This is a genomic window from Pseudonocardia sp. HH130630-07, assembly GCF_001698125.1.
Lineage (GTDB): Bacteria > Actinomycetota > Actinomycetes > Mycobacteriales > Pseudonocardiaceae > Pseudonocardia.
Genome location: NZ_CP013854.1, coordinates 467,972 through 482,625 on the forward strand (window position 1 = coordinate 467,972; position 14,654 = coordinate 482,625).

Annotated in this window: 15 protein-coding genes and 1 pseudogene; 8 read left to right on the plus strand and 8 right to left on the minus strand. The window is 73.4% G+C overall.

Annotation, left to right across the window (positions count from 1 at the left end; translation table 11 throughout):
- The first annotated feature begins 7 nt into the window (after window positions 1-7).
- Window positions 8-427 carry a pyridoxamine 5'-phosphate oxidase family protein gene (locus AFB00_RS02270; protein ID WP_068799932.1) on the plus strand — a complete coding sequence of 140 codons (420 nt, stop codon included), beginning with the start codon at window positions 8-10 and terminating at the stop codon, window positions 425-427.
- On the opposite strand, the gene AFB00_RS34505 is transcribed toward AFB00_RS02270, so the two are convergent.
- The 5 genes and pseudogenes from AFB00_RS34505 to AFB00_RS02290 form a co-directional block, all read right to left on the minus strand.
- Window positions 390-851, minus strand: coding sequence for an MFS transporter (locus AFB00_RS34505; RefSeq protein ID WP_156819337.1), 462 nt, complete (start codon window positions 849-851; stop codon window positions 390-392). The genes AFB00_RS02270 and AFB00_RS34505 overlap by 38 nt on opposite strands.
- A gap of 76 nt (window positions 852-927) precedes the next feature.
- Window positions 928-1,581: pseudogene (locus AFB00_RS35950) on the minus strand (MFS transporter); the annotation flags it as partial.
- A 58-nt stretch (window positions 1,582-1,639) separates the two neighbouring features.
- The gene (locus tag AFB00_RS02280; RefSeq protein ID WP_068795827.1) at window positions 1,640-2,281 is read right to left on the minus strand and encodes a winged helix-turn-helix domain-containing protein; all 642 of its coding nucleotides are present in this window, start codon (window positions 2,279-2,281) and stop codon (window positions 1,640-1,642) included.
- A gap of 60 nt (window positions 2,282-2,341) precedes the next feature.
- Window positions 2,342-2,821: a hypothetical protein gene (locus tag AFB00_RS02285; RefSeq protein ID WP_083275200.1), complete on the minus strand. Its 480-nt coding sequence runs from the start codon at window positions 2,819-2,821 to the stop codon at window positions 2,342-2,344.
- Window positions 2,822-2,852: 31 nt separating this feature from the next.
- The gene (locus AFB00_RS02290; protein ID WP_068795828.1) at window positions 2,853-3,614 is read right to left on the minus strand and encodes a MerR family transcriptional regulator; all 762 of its coding nucleotides are present in this window, start codon (window positions 3,612-3,614) and stop codon (window positions 2,853-2,855) included.
- A gap of 163 nt (window positions 3,615-3,777) precedes the next feature.
- On the opposite strand from AFB00_RS02290, the gene AFB00_RS34510 reads away from it, so the two are divergent.
- Window positions 3,778-4,998, plus strand: a complete 1,221-nt coding sequence (locus tag AFB00_RS34510) for a hypothetical protein (RefSeq protein WP_231974173.1) — start codon at window positions 3,778-3,780, stop codon at window positions 4,996-4,998.
- A 30-nt stretch (window positions 4,999-5,028) separates the two neighbouring features.
- Window positions 5,029-5,691 carry an alpha/beta hydrolase family protein gene (locus AFB00_RS34515; RefSeq protein WP_231974174.1) on the plus strand — a complete coding sequence of 221 codons (663 nt, stop codon included), beginning with the start codon at window positions 5,029-5,031 and terminating at the stop codon, window positions 5,689-5,691.
- 56 nt (window positions 5,692-5,747) lie between these two features.
- Here the strand turns inward: AFB00_RS34515 and AFB00_RS02300 are convergent, their stop codons facing one another.
- Window positions 5,748-6,866, minus strand: coding sequence for a dienelactone hydrolase family protein (locus AFB00_RS02300; protein ID WP_083275938.1), 1,119 nt, complete (start codon window positions 6,864-6,866; stop codon window positions 5,748-5,750).
- A gap of 467 nt (window positions 6,867-7,333) precedes the next feature.
- Here AFB00_RS02300 and AFB00_RS02305 point away from each other — a divergent pair, with 467 nt between their 5' ends.
- Window positions 7,334-7,531 (plus strand): DUF4177 domain-containing protein, encoded by a 198-nt coding sequence (locus tag AFB00_RS02305; protein WP_068795830.1) that lies wholly within the window; start codon window positions 7,334-7,336, stop codon window positions 7,529-7,531.
- 48 nt (window positions 7,532-7,579) lie between these two features.
- On the opposite strand, the gene AFB00_RS02310 is transcribed toward AFB00_RS02305, so the two are convergent.
- Both AFB00_RS02310 and AFB00_RS02320 read right to left on the minus strand, forming a co-directional pair.
- Entirely contained in the window at window positions 7,580-8,116 is a 537-nt protein-coding gene (locus AFB00_RS02310; RefSeq protein ID WP_068795831.1) for a metal-dependent hydrolase, read from the minus strand.
- A gap of 1,288 nt (window positions 8,117-9,404) precedes the next feature.
- Window positions 9,405-10,178, minus strand: a complete 774-nt coding sequence (locus AFB00_RS02320) for an HARBI1 family protein (protein ID WP_068799934.1) — start codon at window positions 10,176-10,178, stop codon at window positions 9,405-9,407.
- Window positions 10,179-10,372: 194 nt separating this feature from the next.
- Here AFB00_RS02320 and AFB00_RS32895 point away from each other — a divergent pair, with 194 nt between their 5' ends.
- From AFB00_RS32895 to AFB00_RS02345, 4 genes are read left to right on the plus strand one after another with little or no spacing between them, the layout of a single operon-like run.
- Window positions 10,373-11,776 (plus strand): hypothetical protein, encoded by a 1,404-nt coding sequence (locus tag AFB00_RS32895; protein WP_156819338.1) that lies wholly within the window; start codon window positions 10,373-10,375, stop codon window positions 11,774-11,776.
- A gap of 22 nt (window positions 11,777-11,798) precedes the next feature.
- A complete protein-coding gene (locus AFB00_RS02335) occupies window positions 11,799-12,269 on the plus strand; it encodes an LOG family protein (RefSeq protein WP_231974175.1) in 471 nt (156 codons plus the stop codon).
- 54 nt (window positions 12,270-12,323) lie between these two features.
- A complete protein-coding gene (locus tag AFB00_RS02340) occupies window positions 12,324-13,655 on the plus strand; it encodes a D-arabinono-1,4-lactone oxidase (protein WP_083275202.1) in 1,332 nt (443 codons plus the stop codon).
- The gene (locus AFB00_RS02345; RefSeq protein ID WP_068795836.1) at window positions 13,637-14,647 is read left to right on the plus strand and encodes an alanine racemase; all 1,011 of its coding nucleotides are present in this window, start codon (window positions 13,637-13,639) and stop codon (window positions 14,645-14,647) included. The genes AFB00_RS02340 and AFB00_RS02345 overlap by 19 nt, the downstream gene beginning before the upstream one ends.
- Window positions 14,648-14,654: the final 7 nt, after the last annotated feature.

Here is a 14,654-nt window from a genome sequence, read left to right on the forward strand (position 1 = left end):
GGAGACCATGAGCACCACCGACAGCCTGACCACCGACGACCTCGAGTTCCTCGCCCGCCCGCTGCACGGCTTCCTGACCGTGGCCGGATCGGCGCAGCCGCCGCAGCCGCGGCCGGTGTGGTTCGAGGCGACCGAGGAGGGGACGATCCGGCTGTTCACACCGGCCGGGTCGCCGAAACTGCGGCACCTGCGCCGCGACCCGCGCGCCTCGATCGTCGTCGCCGCACCGGCGGACGAGCGGGAGCGCTGGATCGCGGTCTCCGGGCCGGTCACCGAGGAGCCCGACGACACCACGGAGCTGCGCCTGCGGCTGGCCGCGCGCTACTGGGACCTCGACGAACGGTCCGGCGACCTCCCCGCCCTCCTGGACGAGGAGCAGGTCCGGCTCGTCATCCATCCGGAGAAGGTGCGCCGCTTCGCGTTCTGAGCGCGGCACCGGCCCGGCGGTCGCGGTCCATCCGGCGGAACGCCGGGACCGCGGTACCGCCGAGCACGGCGACCAGGTACACGAACCCGGCGGCCCCCAGCGCCACCGCGGGACCGGCGGCGACGACGACACCACCGAGGAGCACCCCGACCGGCATCGGGGCCCAGGCCGCGGCGTTGACGAGGGCGGGGACCCTGCCGACCATCGACGCCGGGACACGTTCGAACACCAGGGCGCCGATCAGCGGGTTCACGAAGCCGCCGGCGAACCCGCTCGCCACGGTCACCAGCACGACGGCGACCACCGAGTCGGTCGCGGCGAGGGTCCAGAACCGCGGTGCACCGCAGAGCACCAGCGCCACCATCAGGACCGGGAACCGCCGGACCCGGTGCCCGACGGCGGCGGCCACCACCGCGCCGAGCACGCCGCCACCCATTCATGGCGGCGAAGATCAGGCCGAGGACCTGCGGGCCGTGCCCGGCGTCCCGGACCCAGACCGGCAGGAGCACCGCGTTCGCCGCCTGGTCCAGCAGGTTCATGACGCCCAGCACGCTCACGACGGTGAGCAGGACCGGGTCCCGCCCCAGGAACGTCAGCCCCGCCACCAGCTCCGCCCGGTAGGCGCCCCGCTCCCGGGGCCGATCCGGCCGCTCGACCGGGCCGGCGACCGACCGCGGCAGCACGACGGCGGCCAGCAACAGGCAGCCGACGGTCACCACCAGCGACTGCGGCGCCCCCAGCAGCCCGACGAGCACACCGGCGGCAGCACCGCCGACGGTCGCCGCGAGCCGTTCGACGACGCCGTTGAGACCGGTGACCCGCTCCAGCGGGGCCCGGGACGCGACGGCGACGGCGGGCGCCATGACCGTCTTCGCGACGTCGGCCGGGCCGCGCAGCGCTCCGGTCAGCACCACGAGCCCGACCAGCACCGGCAGCGTCAGCACACCGAGCAGGTGCAACACCGGGACCAGGCCGATGGGCACCGCGGCGGCCAGGTCGGCGCACACCGACACCCGGCGCGGACCGATCCGGTCGAGGACGGGCCCCACCAGGACCTTGGCCACGACGTAGGGCGCGAGCTCGGCCGCGGCCACCACCCCGGTGAGCAGCGCGCTGCCCGTCGTCGTGAGCACGAACCACGGCAGGGCCACCATCGACAGCCGCGACCCGAGATAGGACAGGACCTGGGCGCCGAGCCAGGCACCCAGCGGTCTACGCACCGCCTGGTCCCGTGCCGCCGGGGTGCGCCTCCGGGGGCGGTTCACCGGCCGGGGCGAGCGAGGCGGGCAGGGGGAAACCGTGGCCCTGCACCACGTACACCGCCCGCCCGGGACCGGTCCGCAGGCCGTCGGGCCCGGGGCCGAACTCGGCCGCCAGACCGTCGAGGAACTCCTCGATCCGCGCACGGACGGTGCGCGCCTGCTCCCGGTCGAGCGCCAGTGCGATGTCGTTCGTCGTGACCGCGGCCCGCCAGCCGTCCTCCAGACCGTCGAGCGACTCGGCGGACCGGACGAGCTGGTCGGCCTGTTCAGAGGCCGCGACCTGCCAGAACGCATCCTCGACGGGCCGCCGGCCCGGATCGCCGGACCAGCCGACCGACGTCGTCCGGTGTGTGGCGCGCCACCACCGCTCCCGGCGGTTGCCGAGCTCCGTCGCCTCGGCGACGAAGCCGTGCTCGGCGAGCTTGCGGAGGTGGTAGCTGGTCGCACCGCTGTTCGTGCCGACCCGGTCGGCGAGTGCACTGGCGGTGGCGGGACCGAGCGTGCGCAGCAGCCCCAGCAGCCGGACCCGCAGCGGGTGGGACAGCGCCCGCAGGGCCGACGGGCCGGGACGTGCGACGGACTCCTCGCTCACGAACCGGAGCCTACGTCGCACACTTCTGTTTGCAAACAGAAGTGTGCGAATCCCTCCCGGTCAGCCGATGGCGGCGTGCGCCCCGAGCCCCAGCGCGGCGAACGCCACCCCCCAGGCGACGACGGCGACCACCTGCCAGATGACGACGGTGCGCCGGTTCAGCCCGGCGCCGATCATGATGAACGTCGACAACGACGTGGCCAGCACCAACGGCCCGAGCAGGCTCGCGACGGGGACGCCGAACCGGTCGACCCGGTCGAGCACCTTGCGGGCCCGCTTCTCCCCGGCGGGCGTGCGACGGCCCGCGACCCGGCGGGCGACGGCGCCCCCGGCGCGGATCGCGACCAGGAGCGCGAGCAGGTTCCCGGCCACCGCCCCGACGACCGCGAGCACCACCGGGACACCGGTGAAGGCACCGACGAACGCACCGAAGTGCGACTCCAGGAACGGGACGACCCCGATCACGAAGACGGCGAGGAACTGCAGCACGGGATGCAGCCCCCCGACGAACTCGACGAGCTGGTCCCTGATCGCGTCCATCGTGCAGTGGTCCTTTCGAAAGGTGGGATGGTCAGCCGGCCACGGCGGCCGGTTCGGGCACGGCGGCGCCGTGCCGGAGCAGCGACCGGATCCGGAGCAGCACGTCGCACTGGGCGTCGTTGTACAGCTCGCGCATCGCGGTGTCCGCGGTGTCGGTGACGAACCGGTGGCCGCGCGGACCGTCGGCCTGCGGGGCGCGCAGCCCCGGATACCGCTCCCGGACGGCCCGGACGTGCGGCAGCATGCGCTGCGCCAGGTGCGAGCGGGTGCGTTCGTCGGCGTCGGCCGGGAGGCCCTCGAACTCGTCGTCCGTCGGGACCGGCGGGGTGTCGCGCAGCATGTCCGCGCACGCCTGCAGGCTCCGCGGCCCCAGCACCCGGGTCATCACGACGACCAGCGAGCGGTCCGCGGCCGACATCCGGTCCCACGGTCCGGCCGGCGGATCACCGACCGGCGGGTCACCGGCGGGCGCCGGCCTGCGCATCAGCAGGCCGAGCTCGGCCCTGGTCCGCTGCAGCCGCTCCACGACGGCGGCCAGCTCCGCGTCCAGGGTGCGCAGCGGACCCTCGTCGGGCGGGTCCCCCGTCCCGAGCGTGGCAATCTGGGACAGCGACAACCCGAGGTCGGACAGCCGCCTGATCCGGAGCACCCGGACCAGGTGCGCGACGCCGTACTCCTTGTACCCGTTGGCCCGGCGCTCGGGCTCGGCCAGCAGCCCCACCTCGTGGTAGTGCCGCACCGCACGCAGGCTCGTGCCGGCGAGCTCGGCGAGCTCGCGGGTGCTCCAGGCCATGACACCTCCGCAACGACCGTGATCGACGGCAAGTCGACACCGTGCCGTCGCGGCAGGGTCAAGTACGCCATCGAATGTGACGCACGCCACTGAAATGCCCCTTGAGTGTGCCGTTGGGGCCGGGTGTCCCGTCGAGGTCCGAACGATCACGACAGGAGGCACCATGTCGCAGCCCGCGCTCATTCCCGTCGAGGACCTGTTCGCACCTCCGGCGCACGCCACCACGTCGATCTCGCCGGACGGCACCCGGCTGGCGTTCCTGGCCCCGTGGAAGGACCGGACCAACGTCTGGGTGCAGGATCTCCACGGGCCCGACGACACCCGGCCCGAGCCCCGCTGCGTCTCGGCGGAGGACACCTGCACCGTGCTGCGCTACCTGTGGACGTCGGACCCCCGCTGGCTGCTCTACCTGCGGGGCCGGCGCGGCCACGAGGACCGGCACCTGCTCCGGATCGATCTCGACGACCCGGACGCCGCGGTCGTCGACCTCACGCCGGGCGACGGCGTCCGGGTGCTCGACGCCTGCGCCGCGCCCGGCCGCCCCGGCCGGGCCGACGTGTGGCTGGCCGCGCGGACGCCGGGCGGGGCCGACCTGCACGAGCTCGACGTGGCGACCGGCCGGCTGACCGTGCTGGCCGAGAGCGACCGGCCGGGGATGTCCTGGATCCGCACCGGTGACGGGCGACTGTTCGCCACCACACCGACCGCCGACGGCGACCTGGAGATCGCCGCCCGCGATCCCCGGACCGGGGAGCTGCAGACGGTCCTGACCCGCCCGGGGGCCGACCACCCGCTCGGTGTCCTCCCGATCGAGCCGACCCCCGACGGGGCGGGCCTGTGGCTGGGCGCGCGCGGCCACAGCGACCTGAACCGGTTGACCCGGGTCGATCTCGGCACCGGTACGGAGACCCCGGTCGAGGGGTTCGACGCGCTGGAGATCGACGCCGAGCGCCGGGCCGGCACCGACGGGTCCTCGGCACTGATTCGCGACCACGAGGGCGAGCTGCTCGGGATCCGCTACCTCGGCGACCGCCGGGTCGTCCATCCGGTGCACCCGCGGTTCGCCGACGTGCTGGACCGGATCGAGGCGCTGTCCGACGGCGACCTGGACGACGTGTCCTCCGACCGGACCGGCCGGTACTGGGTGGCGAGCTTCGCCCACGACCGCGATCCCGGGGTGACCTGGCTCTACGACCACACCACCGGCGCGGCCGAGCTGCTGTTCCGGTCGCACCCGCAGCTCGATCCGGACGCTCTCGCGCCGATGCGGCCGGTGACGATCATCGCCCGCGACGGGCTCGCCCTCCCGACCCTGGTGACGCTGCCGGTCGGGGTGGAGCCCGCCGGGCTGCCGCTGGTCCTCCTGGTCCACGACGGTCCCTAGACCCGTGGCGTCTGGGGTTTCGACCCACTCGTGCAGCTGCTGGCCAACCGGGGCTACGCCGTGCTCCAGGTCGACGCCCGCGGGTCGGTCGGCCACGGCCGCGCCCACACCCAGGCCGGGATCGGCGAGTTCGCCGCCGCGATGCACACCGACCTGCTCGACGCCGTCGACTGGGCCGTCGAGCAGGGCTGGGCCGATCCGGACCGCGCCGCGGTCTTCGGCAGCTCCTACGGCGGCTACGCGGCCCTCGTCGGCGCCATGTTCACCCCCGAGCGGTTCGCCGCCGCCGTCGACGTGGCCGGGACGGCGGACCTCGCGACCTTCCTCGACGAGCTGTCCCCGTCGGAGCGGGCCGCCGCGGTCACCACCTGGTTCCGGTACGCCGGCGACCCGGCCGACCCGCGGCGGCGCGCGGACCTGCTGTCCCGGTCCCCGATCGACCGGCTCGCCCGCACCGGCGGCACCACCGTGCCCCTGCTCGTCGCCCAGGGTGCCGACGACGCACGCGCCGTGGCCGGGTCGGACCGGCTGGTCACCGCGCTGCGCGAGGCCGGCGCCGAGGTCGACTACCACGTCTACGACGACGAGGGGCACCGGTTCACCGACCCCGACACCCGGATCGCCTTCCACCGGGCCGCCGACCGGTTCCTCGCCCGCCACCTCGGCGGGCGCTGCGAGCCCGGCGGCCGCTGACCGGGCTCACCCGCCGGCGCCGGCCCCGTCCGGTCCTCCGGCGGCGGCCGCCGGGATCATCGGCGACCGTCGCCGGAGGGCTCCCGGGAGAAGAGGTCGCCGTCGAGGTAGGTCCGCCAGTCCGCAGCGGTGAGGCCGTGGCCGCCGGACCGCAGGTGGTAGCTCATCGCCGGGCCGCGGAAGCCGGTGTCGGTCGCCGGCTTCCAGTCCGGCGACGGCAGACCGGTGTCCCCGAGGCCGTAGAGGTCGTAGACCCGCGACGCGGCCACGTAGGACAGGAACTCGCCCTCGGGATCGGCGTTCGCGTCGTCGGTGGCGCTGGCGACGACGATCCGCCGGGGCGCGACGAGGGCCAGCAGTTCGTGCTGGTCGACCGGCAGCGCGTCCTCGTCGCCGTCGAAGGCCCGGTAGGTCTGCGGGAACCAGTGCGGGAACGAGTCGTTGATCCGTTCGACCGTCTCCGCGCCGACACCGCCGTCACCGCGCCGGGCGGGCTTGGCCCCGGTCGAGCCCGAGTTGTTCGAGATCACCGCGGCGAACCGGGTGTCCTGCGCACCGGCCCACAGCGAGGCCTTGCCGCCGCGCGAGTGCCCGATCACCGCGACCCTGGCCGGGTCGATGTCCGGATCGGTCTCCAGGTAGTCCATCGCCCGGCTCGCGCCCCACGCCCACGCGCTGATGGCCCGCCCGGCGTCGTCGGGCAGGTCCTCCCCCTCGGGATGGAACAGGTCGATGATCGGGCTGCGGTACCCGTCGCTCTCGTCCGGCGCGATCTGCTCGGCGTCGATCTGGGCGAACGCGTAGCCGGCCTCGGTGATCGTCGGGATGGGGGCGTAGTCCGACGACGCGCTCGGCGAGTCCCCGACCGAGCCGCGATGGTCGATCATGAGGAAGGTCCCGAGCGGTGGCCGGTCGGCCTTCGGCAGGAACAGCCGCAGGTCGAAGCTGCCCGTCCCCTCGGGCCCGGTGACCGAGATGGTGACGTTCCGGCGCACGATGCCGTCCACCTCGGCCTCGGTGACGTCGAAGGTCTGCTCGGTCGGCAGCGGCAGGCTCTGGCCGTAGACGTTCTCGCGGAACTCGGAGAGCAGTTCCTCCCGGCGCTGCCCCTCCCAGGACGCCACACTGTCCGCCGATCCGCCGGTGTTCAGCTGCAGCGGATTCGGGTACCGCATCCCGTCGATCGTCACCGTCGCCTCGAGCCCGCCGTTCACCGAGACGCCCCCGGAGATATCTCCGGCCTTTACCGTGACCTGATCGGGCGAATTCTGCGAATCATCGTCCGCGCCGTCGCCGTCCGGAACTCCAGGCGCTGGAGCAGCGACGATGGCGGATCCGGCCACTCGTTCGACCGCCCCGGAATGCACGGCGCCGACGTTGCCGGCAGCGCCGAACGCCAGGAGTGCCAGCACCGAGGCGGCACTTCCTGCGACATATCGCACCCGTTGTGTACGCATTGTTGCGGGAGCGTACCCAGCGATCGATCGTCGGCAATCTTTCGAGAGCCGCTACCGATCGAACGAGTGACCGCACCGCGCCGATCAGAGACGGAACGTGTCCGGATGACTACGTGCAGTGGACGGACACGCGTCGGGCGGACCGGACCGGGAACCGCGGACCCCGCCGGCGACGTTGTCCTGGCATGTACGAGTACAAGGTGGTCGAGCTCCGCGAGGGTCTGATCGGTGGGAAGATGTCCGGCGACAAGCTGGAACGGATCCTGAACGACCACGCGGGCAAGGGCTGGCAGCTGAAGGCGATCACCTCGAGCGAGGTGAAGGGCCGGATCGGCCCGGGCGGGGTGGACGGCATCCTGGTCACCTTCGAACGCCAGCGCTGACGACGGCAGCGCCGACGGCGGCCCGGTGGTCCGGGCCGCCGTGACCGGTCACCGGGCCCAGACGCTCATGGCCAGGGCCACCCCTGCCACGCCCAGCAGGATCACGACGATCTTCTCGCCGGTGCCCCCGGTCCGGAACCGCAGTACGTCGGGCCAGCGGACCCGGGCCAGCGGCCAGAACGCGAACCGGTTCCCGCGCGAGGTCAGCTCGTCACCGATGGCGCCGGCCCCGCATCCGGCGCCCGCCGCGACGCCCGTCCAGTCGGCGGTGCTGCCGGGCAGCAGGAACCCGGTCCCCCACCACGCCAGCAGCCCGACGGCGGCGGCGAAGACCGGCGAGTGCGACAGGCCCCGGTGCGACACCCCGGTCAGCGACCGGGACAGCCACCGGATCACCCGGCACAGCACCCAGGTCACCGGACCGAGCGCACGGGACGCCGTGCTGGACGGGTGGTCGAGGTCCGGGGCGAACGCGGCGAGCGCACACACCCCGACCACCACCGGTACCAGCACGGGCGGGGGCGGCACGACCACGCACACGGCGAGTCCGAGCACCGCGCCGGAGAGCGCGTGCGTCCGGCCCATCACCCGTTCATCACGGCGGGGAAGCTCCTCGGGGCAGCGGACGACGATCAGCAGGAGCTTACGTTCCGGTCACCGACGGTCACAGCGATGACACGCGGACATCCGGGAGCGGGTCGCCCGCCGGAGCGATCGCGTCACCGTGTCCCCCGTCGGCCCCCTCGACACGTGGCTGCGCCGTCGTCGGCCGGCGGATCCGGTTCGAGAACCGCCCGGGCGCCGATGCGCCCGTCGACACCGCGGACCAGCAGGACGGCGGAGCACCGACGTCCCGGCTCCCGGATCGGCCCGATCACGATCCGGCCCCCCCGGCCCGAGCTGGGCCAGACAGGCCGGACGGAGCACCGGGTCGGCCGGGCCGAGCAGGATCGCGCCGTAGGGACCGTGCACGGCAGTGGCGCCACCCACGTCACCGGCGATCACCGCGGGGAACCAGCCCGACCCGTTCAGCACGTGTTCGGTGCGACCGGTGTACTCCGGGCTCGAATCGACGGCGACGACGTTCCGGTCGTCGAAGCCGACGCACAACGCCGCGAGCGTGCAGGGATCCGCCCCGACCGCCAGCACCCGAACCGGCCGATCGCCCGGATTGAGCAGGCCCAGCACCCACGCGAGGCCGGAGCCCCGCACCGACGCCACGTCCGGGGGGCCCGGAGCGTGAGCACTCACAGCGCACCCCGGCCCACCGACGAGGGCTGATGGACCCATACCCGGTTCCCTGCGATCCGACGACGCAGCCGGGCGCGCAGGGACGGGTGGGCAGCACGTGGTCTGACCCACCAGACGAGGCCCGGGCTGACACCGTCCCGGTGCGACGTCGGCCGACGGATACAACAGGGCATGCTCATGTGAGGTCTCCTCGAGTCCATTCGCGATGACGAGATCCCTCAGCGTGCCGGGAGAACCCCTCCCTCCCATACGTGTCGGGACGGGAACTTCTCCCCGGAGCAGCCACCCCGCGCCGCCTGCGAATCTGCCGGAACCACGGCGTAGAAGATCCGGCGAACACGGCGAGATTCCACATCGGCGCACCGCCACACGGCGCTACCTTCTACCCGACACCCGGCACCCGGAACGTGCCGCGCGTAATGGGGGATGACCATGTCGAGGCGATCAGCATCGTCCAGCAAAGCCGACCGCGACCGTCTGCGGGACCGGATGACCGATCTCGGCTGCTCGATGCCCCAGATCGCGGCCGAGATGTCTCGCACGTTCAACCTTCGACCACGCGCCGCGTGGCGACACGCTCTCGGCTGGGCGCAGTGAGCCTTTCCCAGTAGGTGCTGGTTGATCATGTGGTTCGGTCGTGCTCGACGTGGAGGAGAACGAGCGCGGCGGCGGTGATCGCGCCGATCCGCCAGGGGCAGAAGCTGACCCGACGCAGCGCCTTGAAGGTGGTCTTGAGCAGGGAGTTCCCGCGTTCGGCCACAGCCCTGACGGCGGAGTGCAGCGTGTTGACGGTGCGCTTGTCCACCGACAGCCCACCGCCGGTGGGGGTCTTGAACGGGCAGGTCAGGCGGGTGTTCTCACCGTCGTAGCCGAGGTCGGCGAGCACGACGTGGGTGTCGTCGGTCCAGTCCTCGATCGCGTCGAGCAGGCCGGGGTGGCCGCGGGCGCAGGTGGTGTCGTGCTCGCGGCCCGGGCGCACCGGGGATGTCCACAACGGCCACCCGTCAGGCGCGGTGAGGACCTGAACGTTCCCGCCGTGGACGTGGTGCTTGCCCGACCACCACAGATCCACTCCCGGGGTCGGTCCGGGAGTGCGGGAGCGGTCAGTGTGGATCACGGTGCCGTCGAGGTGAACGTGGGTGTGCCCGGCGGTGCGGGCCGCGAGCAGCGCGCCGGGCAGTCCAGGCGCGGCGGCGGCCAGAACGTCGATGCCTTCGTGCAGGTAGCGGTAGGTACTCGACAGGCTCAGCTGGTTGTCGGCGGCGAGCTGGGCGACCCGGGTCGCGTCGAGGAACCAGCGCAGCACCAGCACCGCGTGGCGGTCACAGTCCAGCGCCCGACGCCCGCTGCGAGTCCCGCGCCGGAGGCGTTCCTCGGCCAACAGCCGCGACAACATGGACGCGGTGGGCTCCCCGATCGGGAGCACGGCGGTGTAGGTGACAGGATCGGGCACGCGGGACCTCGGTGGTGAGTCGATCTTTGAGCGGACCGACCTCTTCTACCGGGGTCCCGCACCCTCGTTGAGCACCTCCACGCCCCCGGCGTGTCGCCGCCAGCCGCTCCCCACTACTGGGAAAGGCTCAGTGGAAAGTGGCACAGCGCTACAACACCGTCGTACCGGACGCCCGACTCGCCGACAACCGGGTCAGCGAATACGAGAGCTGGCCCTTCGGTGGCACCCGGCCGAGCCTGCGTTACCTCGCCGGGCTCGCCGCAACCTACGGGCACGGCTGCACCCCGGTGCAGCTCGTCGACGTCGACGACCTCGAACAGCTCGACCAGACCGAGCGAGGGCTCCTCACCGTGTCACGGGTACAGGGTGGTCCGCTCGATCGAGTGGCCGGCGGTGTCATTCCTCCACCGGGGCGCCCCGAGCCCGGCCATTACCGGCACGAGGACGCCGCGGGCCATGCGATGCACATCGGAGCGGGCCGGATCCGGCGCCGCATCGTAAGCTCTGACGCGCGTGGTCTACCGATCCGTGAGGAGATCGTCGTGGCAGCTGAGGAGTCCGCGCAGTTCCGGCGATGGAGTGCCGCCACCAATGTCGACGACGACGTCATCGAACAGATGGAGGCCGACGTCGCCGACGTCGCGCAGCGCTACCTGGTCGATCCGCCCGTCGCGGTATTCGCTCGACTTCTGAGCACCCGTGATGACGTTTTCGCTCTCATCGCCGGTCGCCAGAGCCCACGTCACGGGATGGATCTGTACAAAATCGGTGGGCAGTTGTGCGCACTGCTGGCACACGCCTCCGCGGACCTCGGGCATCCGCATGCGGCCAACTCGCATGCACGCACGGCGCTGCACTGCGCAGACAATGCCGGATACGCTCCGCTGCGGGTCTACACGCGCTGGGTGCAGAGCAATATCGCCTACTGGGCCGGGCGCTACGACGACGCTGCGCAGCTCGTCGACACCGCGATGGACGACGCGACCGACGGCACCGCGGTTCTCAGGCTGACGAGCCAACGTGCGCGGATCCGGGCCGCACAGGGAGATACCCCTCGGGTGGCGGCGGCGCTGGACCTGGCCTCGGCCGCATCGACCGAACCGGGAGCCGGCGAACCGGGCGTCCTCGCGTTCGCCACCGGCAAAGCCGCCTACTACGCCTCCGAAGCACACCGCGAACTCGGTGGGACCGCCTACCTGGACGCCGCGGTGAGCTGGGCTCGCACCGCAGTCGACGAGTTCTTCGCCGGGCCGGTCCTCCATCCGCAGCTCATCGCAGCCGCCCGGATCGACCTGGCCCGTGCCCACCTCGCTCGTGGCGAGATCGACGCCGTGGCCGAGCACATCGAACCGGTCATCCGCACCGGCTCCGATCAGCGGACCGTGCCGGTGACCAGGAGGATGTCCTCGCTCGGAACCGTCCTGGACGCCTACTCCGCCATCGCCCCCGGCAGGATCGCCGGACTGCGCGACAGCATCGCCGACTTCTGCTCCGACCCGGCAATCGGACCGGCCGTCCCGGACCGGGGCGCAGCCGGCTGACATCCATCTCAGGAGGTCCGACGTGGGAATCCAGGTAGCGGTCTGCGGGCCCCGGCACTGCACGGAGACCGACCGGACCGACGCGTACGAGGTCGGGCGGCTGCTCGCCCTCGCCGGGGTGACCGTCGTCTGCGGTGGCGGGATCGGGGTCATGGCCGCCGTCGCATCCGGGGTCCGTGCCGAGAACGGGGTCGTCATCGGAGTCCGTCCCGGCGATACGGCCGACGACGCGAGCCCGGACCTCTCCGCGGTGATCGTCACCAACCTCGGGGAGGCGCGCAACGCCGTCATCGTCTGGTCCGCCGACGCCGTCATCTCCGTCGGCGGTTCCTGGGGCACGCTCTCCGAGATCGCCCTGGCCAAGCGGCGCGGCGACGTCCCCGTGATCAGCCTCGGGGGCTGGTCGGTCCTGGACCGTGACGGCCGCCCCGTTCCTGACGGCCCGACGGTCGCGGACACGGCACGGGACGCCGTCCGTCTCGCCCTGGGGTGACCGCACACCGCCGGAGTGGTTGACCGCACCCGGTCGACGCACGAGGCTTCTCCCGTGGCCGGCGACTGGCGGAACTGGGCGGGCAACCAACGCGCCCGGCCGGTCCACACCGTGCACGCCCGTACCGCCGACGAGGTCGCGGCCACCGTGCGCGCCGCGGCCGGCTCGGGCACCCGCGTCCGGGCGCTCGGCAGCGGGCACTCGTTCACCGGTGTGGGGCTCCCGGACGGCGTCGCGCTCCGGCCGCCGTCGGCCCCGGCCCGGATCCGGCTGGACGGGTCGCTCGTCCACGTCCCCGCGGGCGTCCGGCTGCACGAGCTGAACCGGTGGCTGTGGGCGCACGGGCGGGCCCTGCCCAACCTCGGCGACATCGAGCAGCAGACCGTCGCCGGTGCCGTCTCCACCGGTACGCACGGCACCGGGGCGGGGTACCAGGGCATCGCCGCCGGGATCGACGGCCTGGAGATCGTCCTCGCCGACGCGACGGTGCACCGGCTGACCGGGCGGGACGCGGGCGGCCGGCTCGCCGGGCTGTTCGACGCGGCCCGGACCGGGCTCGGCGCACTGGGCGTGCTGACCGAGCTGACCCTGCGGACGGTGCCCGCCTTCGCCCTGCACGCGGTGGAGACGGTCCGGCCGGTGCAGGAGGTGCTCGACGGCATGGACCAGCTCGCCGCCCGGCACGACCACGTCGAGTTCTACTGGTTCCCGCACACCGATCTCGCCGTGCTCAAGACGAACGACCGCACCGACCCGGCGGACCGGTCCGGGCCGCGGCGGGGTCGCGCGGCCGCGTGGGTGGCCGACGAGCTGCTGGGCAACGCCGGCTTCGGCCTCGCCTGCCGGGCCGGCGAGCTGCTGCCGGGCGCGGTCCCGCGGCTCAACGCGTTCCTGGCCCGGCGGATGCCGGCCACGGAGTACGCCGACCGCTCGCACGCCGTGTTCTGCAGCCCGCGCCGGGTCCGGTTCGTCGAGATGGAGTACGCCGTCCCGCGGGAGGCACTGCCCGAGGCGTTCGCCGGTCTGCGGGCGGCCGCGGCCCGGCACGCGGGCGGGGTCACGTTCCCGGTCGAGATCCGGGTGCTCGGCCGCGACGACGTCCCGCTGTCCACAGCCCACGGCCGCGACACCGCCTACCTCGCCGTACACGTCCGCGCCGGACGCCCGTACGCCTCCTACTTCGGGGCCGTCGAGCCGGTGCTCGCCGCGCTGGACGGCCGCCCGCACTGGGGCAAGCTGCACACCCTGACCGCCGCACGGCTCCGGCCCCGCTACCCGCGGTTCACGGAGTTCGTGGCACTGCGCGACCGGCTCGACCCGGAGGGCCGGTTCCGTAACCCCTATCTGGACCGGGTACTGGGAGTTCCGTGCACGTCGCAGACCTGACCACCCCCGCCCTGCTCGTCGACGCCGCCGCGCTCGAGGCGAACCTCGCCGACATGGCGGCCCTGTTGCCCGGCCCGCGGCTGCGCCCGCACGTCAAGGCGCACAAGACCACCGAGCTGGCCCGGCGCCAGCTCGCGCACGGCCACCGCGGCTTCACCTGCGCGACGGTGCGGGAGGTCGAGGGCATGGCCGCCGCCGGACTCGGCGAGGACCTGCTGCTCGCCAACGAGGTGCTCGACGCCCGCCGGCTCGGCGCCGTCGTCGACGGCGGGAGCCGGGTGACGGTGGCGATCGACTCCGAGGAGACGCTGCGCGCCGCGGCCGACGGCGGTGTGCGGGAGGTGCTCGTCGACGTCAACGTCGGGCTCCCGCGGTGCGGCGTCGCCCCGGAACGGGCCGGTGCGCTGGCCGACGCGGCCCGGGCCGCCGGGCTCACGGTGCGCGGCGTCATGGGTTACGAGGGGCACCTGCAGATGCTCGGCGACGCGGCCGAGCGGGCCCGGCTCACCACCGAGTGCACCGACCGGCTGCGGGCCGCGCACGCTGACGTAGGTGGCGAGATCGTCTCCGGCGGCGGAACCGGCACGCACGCGATGAACGCCGCGTGCACCGAGATCCAGGCCGGCTCGTACGCCCTGATGGACACCGCGTACACCGCGGCCGGACTGCCGTTCCGCCAGGCGCTGACCGTGCTCTCCACCGTGGTGTCGACGACCGCGCCGGCCGGGGAGATGCCCGGCTGGGCGGTGGCCGACGCCGGGCTGAAGGCGTTCGGCATGGACCACGGCAACCCCACCGTCCCCGGCGGGTCCGTGTGGTTCTGCTCCGACGAGCACCTGGCGTTCGCACTCGACGCGCCGCCCCGGCCCGGCGACCGGATCCGGGTGCTCCCCGCGCACGTCGACCCGACCGTCACGCTGCACGAGCGGATGCACCTCGTCGACGGCGACGAGGTCGTCGACACCTGGCCGGTCGACCTGCGCGGCTGGTGACCCCGGC

Coding starts and splice junctions, on each gene's coding strand:
- AFB00_RS02270 (WP_068799932.1), top strand. CDS start 8: ATGAGCACCACCGACAGCCTGACCACCGACGACCTCGAGTTCCTCGCC.
- AFB00_RS02285 (WP_083275200.1), bottom strand. CDS start 2,821: ATGGACGCGATCAGGGACCAGCTCGTCGAGTTCGTCGGGGGGCTGCAT.
- AFB00_RS02290 (WP_068795828.1), bottom strand. CDS start 3,614: ATGGCCTGGAGCACCCGCGAGCTCGCCGAGCTCGCCGGCACGAGCCTG.
- AFB00_RS34510 (WP_231974173.1), top strand. CDS start 3,778: ATGTCGCAGCCCGCGCTCATTCCCGTCGAGGACCTGTTCGCACCTCCG.
- AFB00_RS02300 (WP_083275938.1), bottom strand. CDS start 6,866: ATGCGGTACCCGAATCCGCTGCAGCTGAACACCGGCGGATCGGCGGAC.
- AFB00_RS02305 (WP_068795830.1), top strand. CDS start 7,334: ATGTACGAGTACAAGGTGGTCGAGCTCCGCGAGGGTCTGATCGGTGGG.
- AFB00_RS02310 (WP_068795831.1), bottom strand. CDS start 8,116: ATGGGCCGGACGCACGCGCTCTCCGGCGCGGTGCTCGGACTCGCCGTG.
- AFB00_RS02320 (WP_068799934.1), bottom strand. CDS start 10,178: ATGTTGTCGCGGCTGTTGGCCGAGGAACGCCTCCGGCGCGGGACTCGC.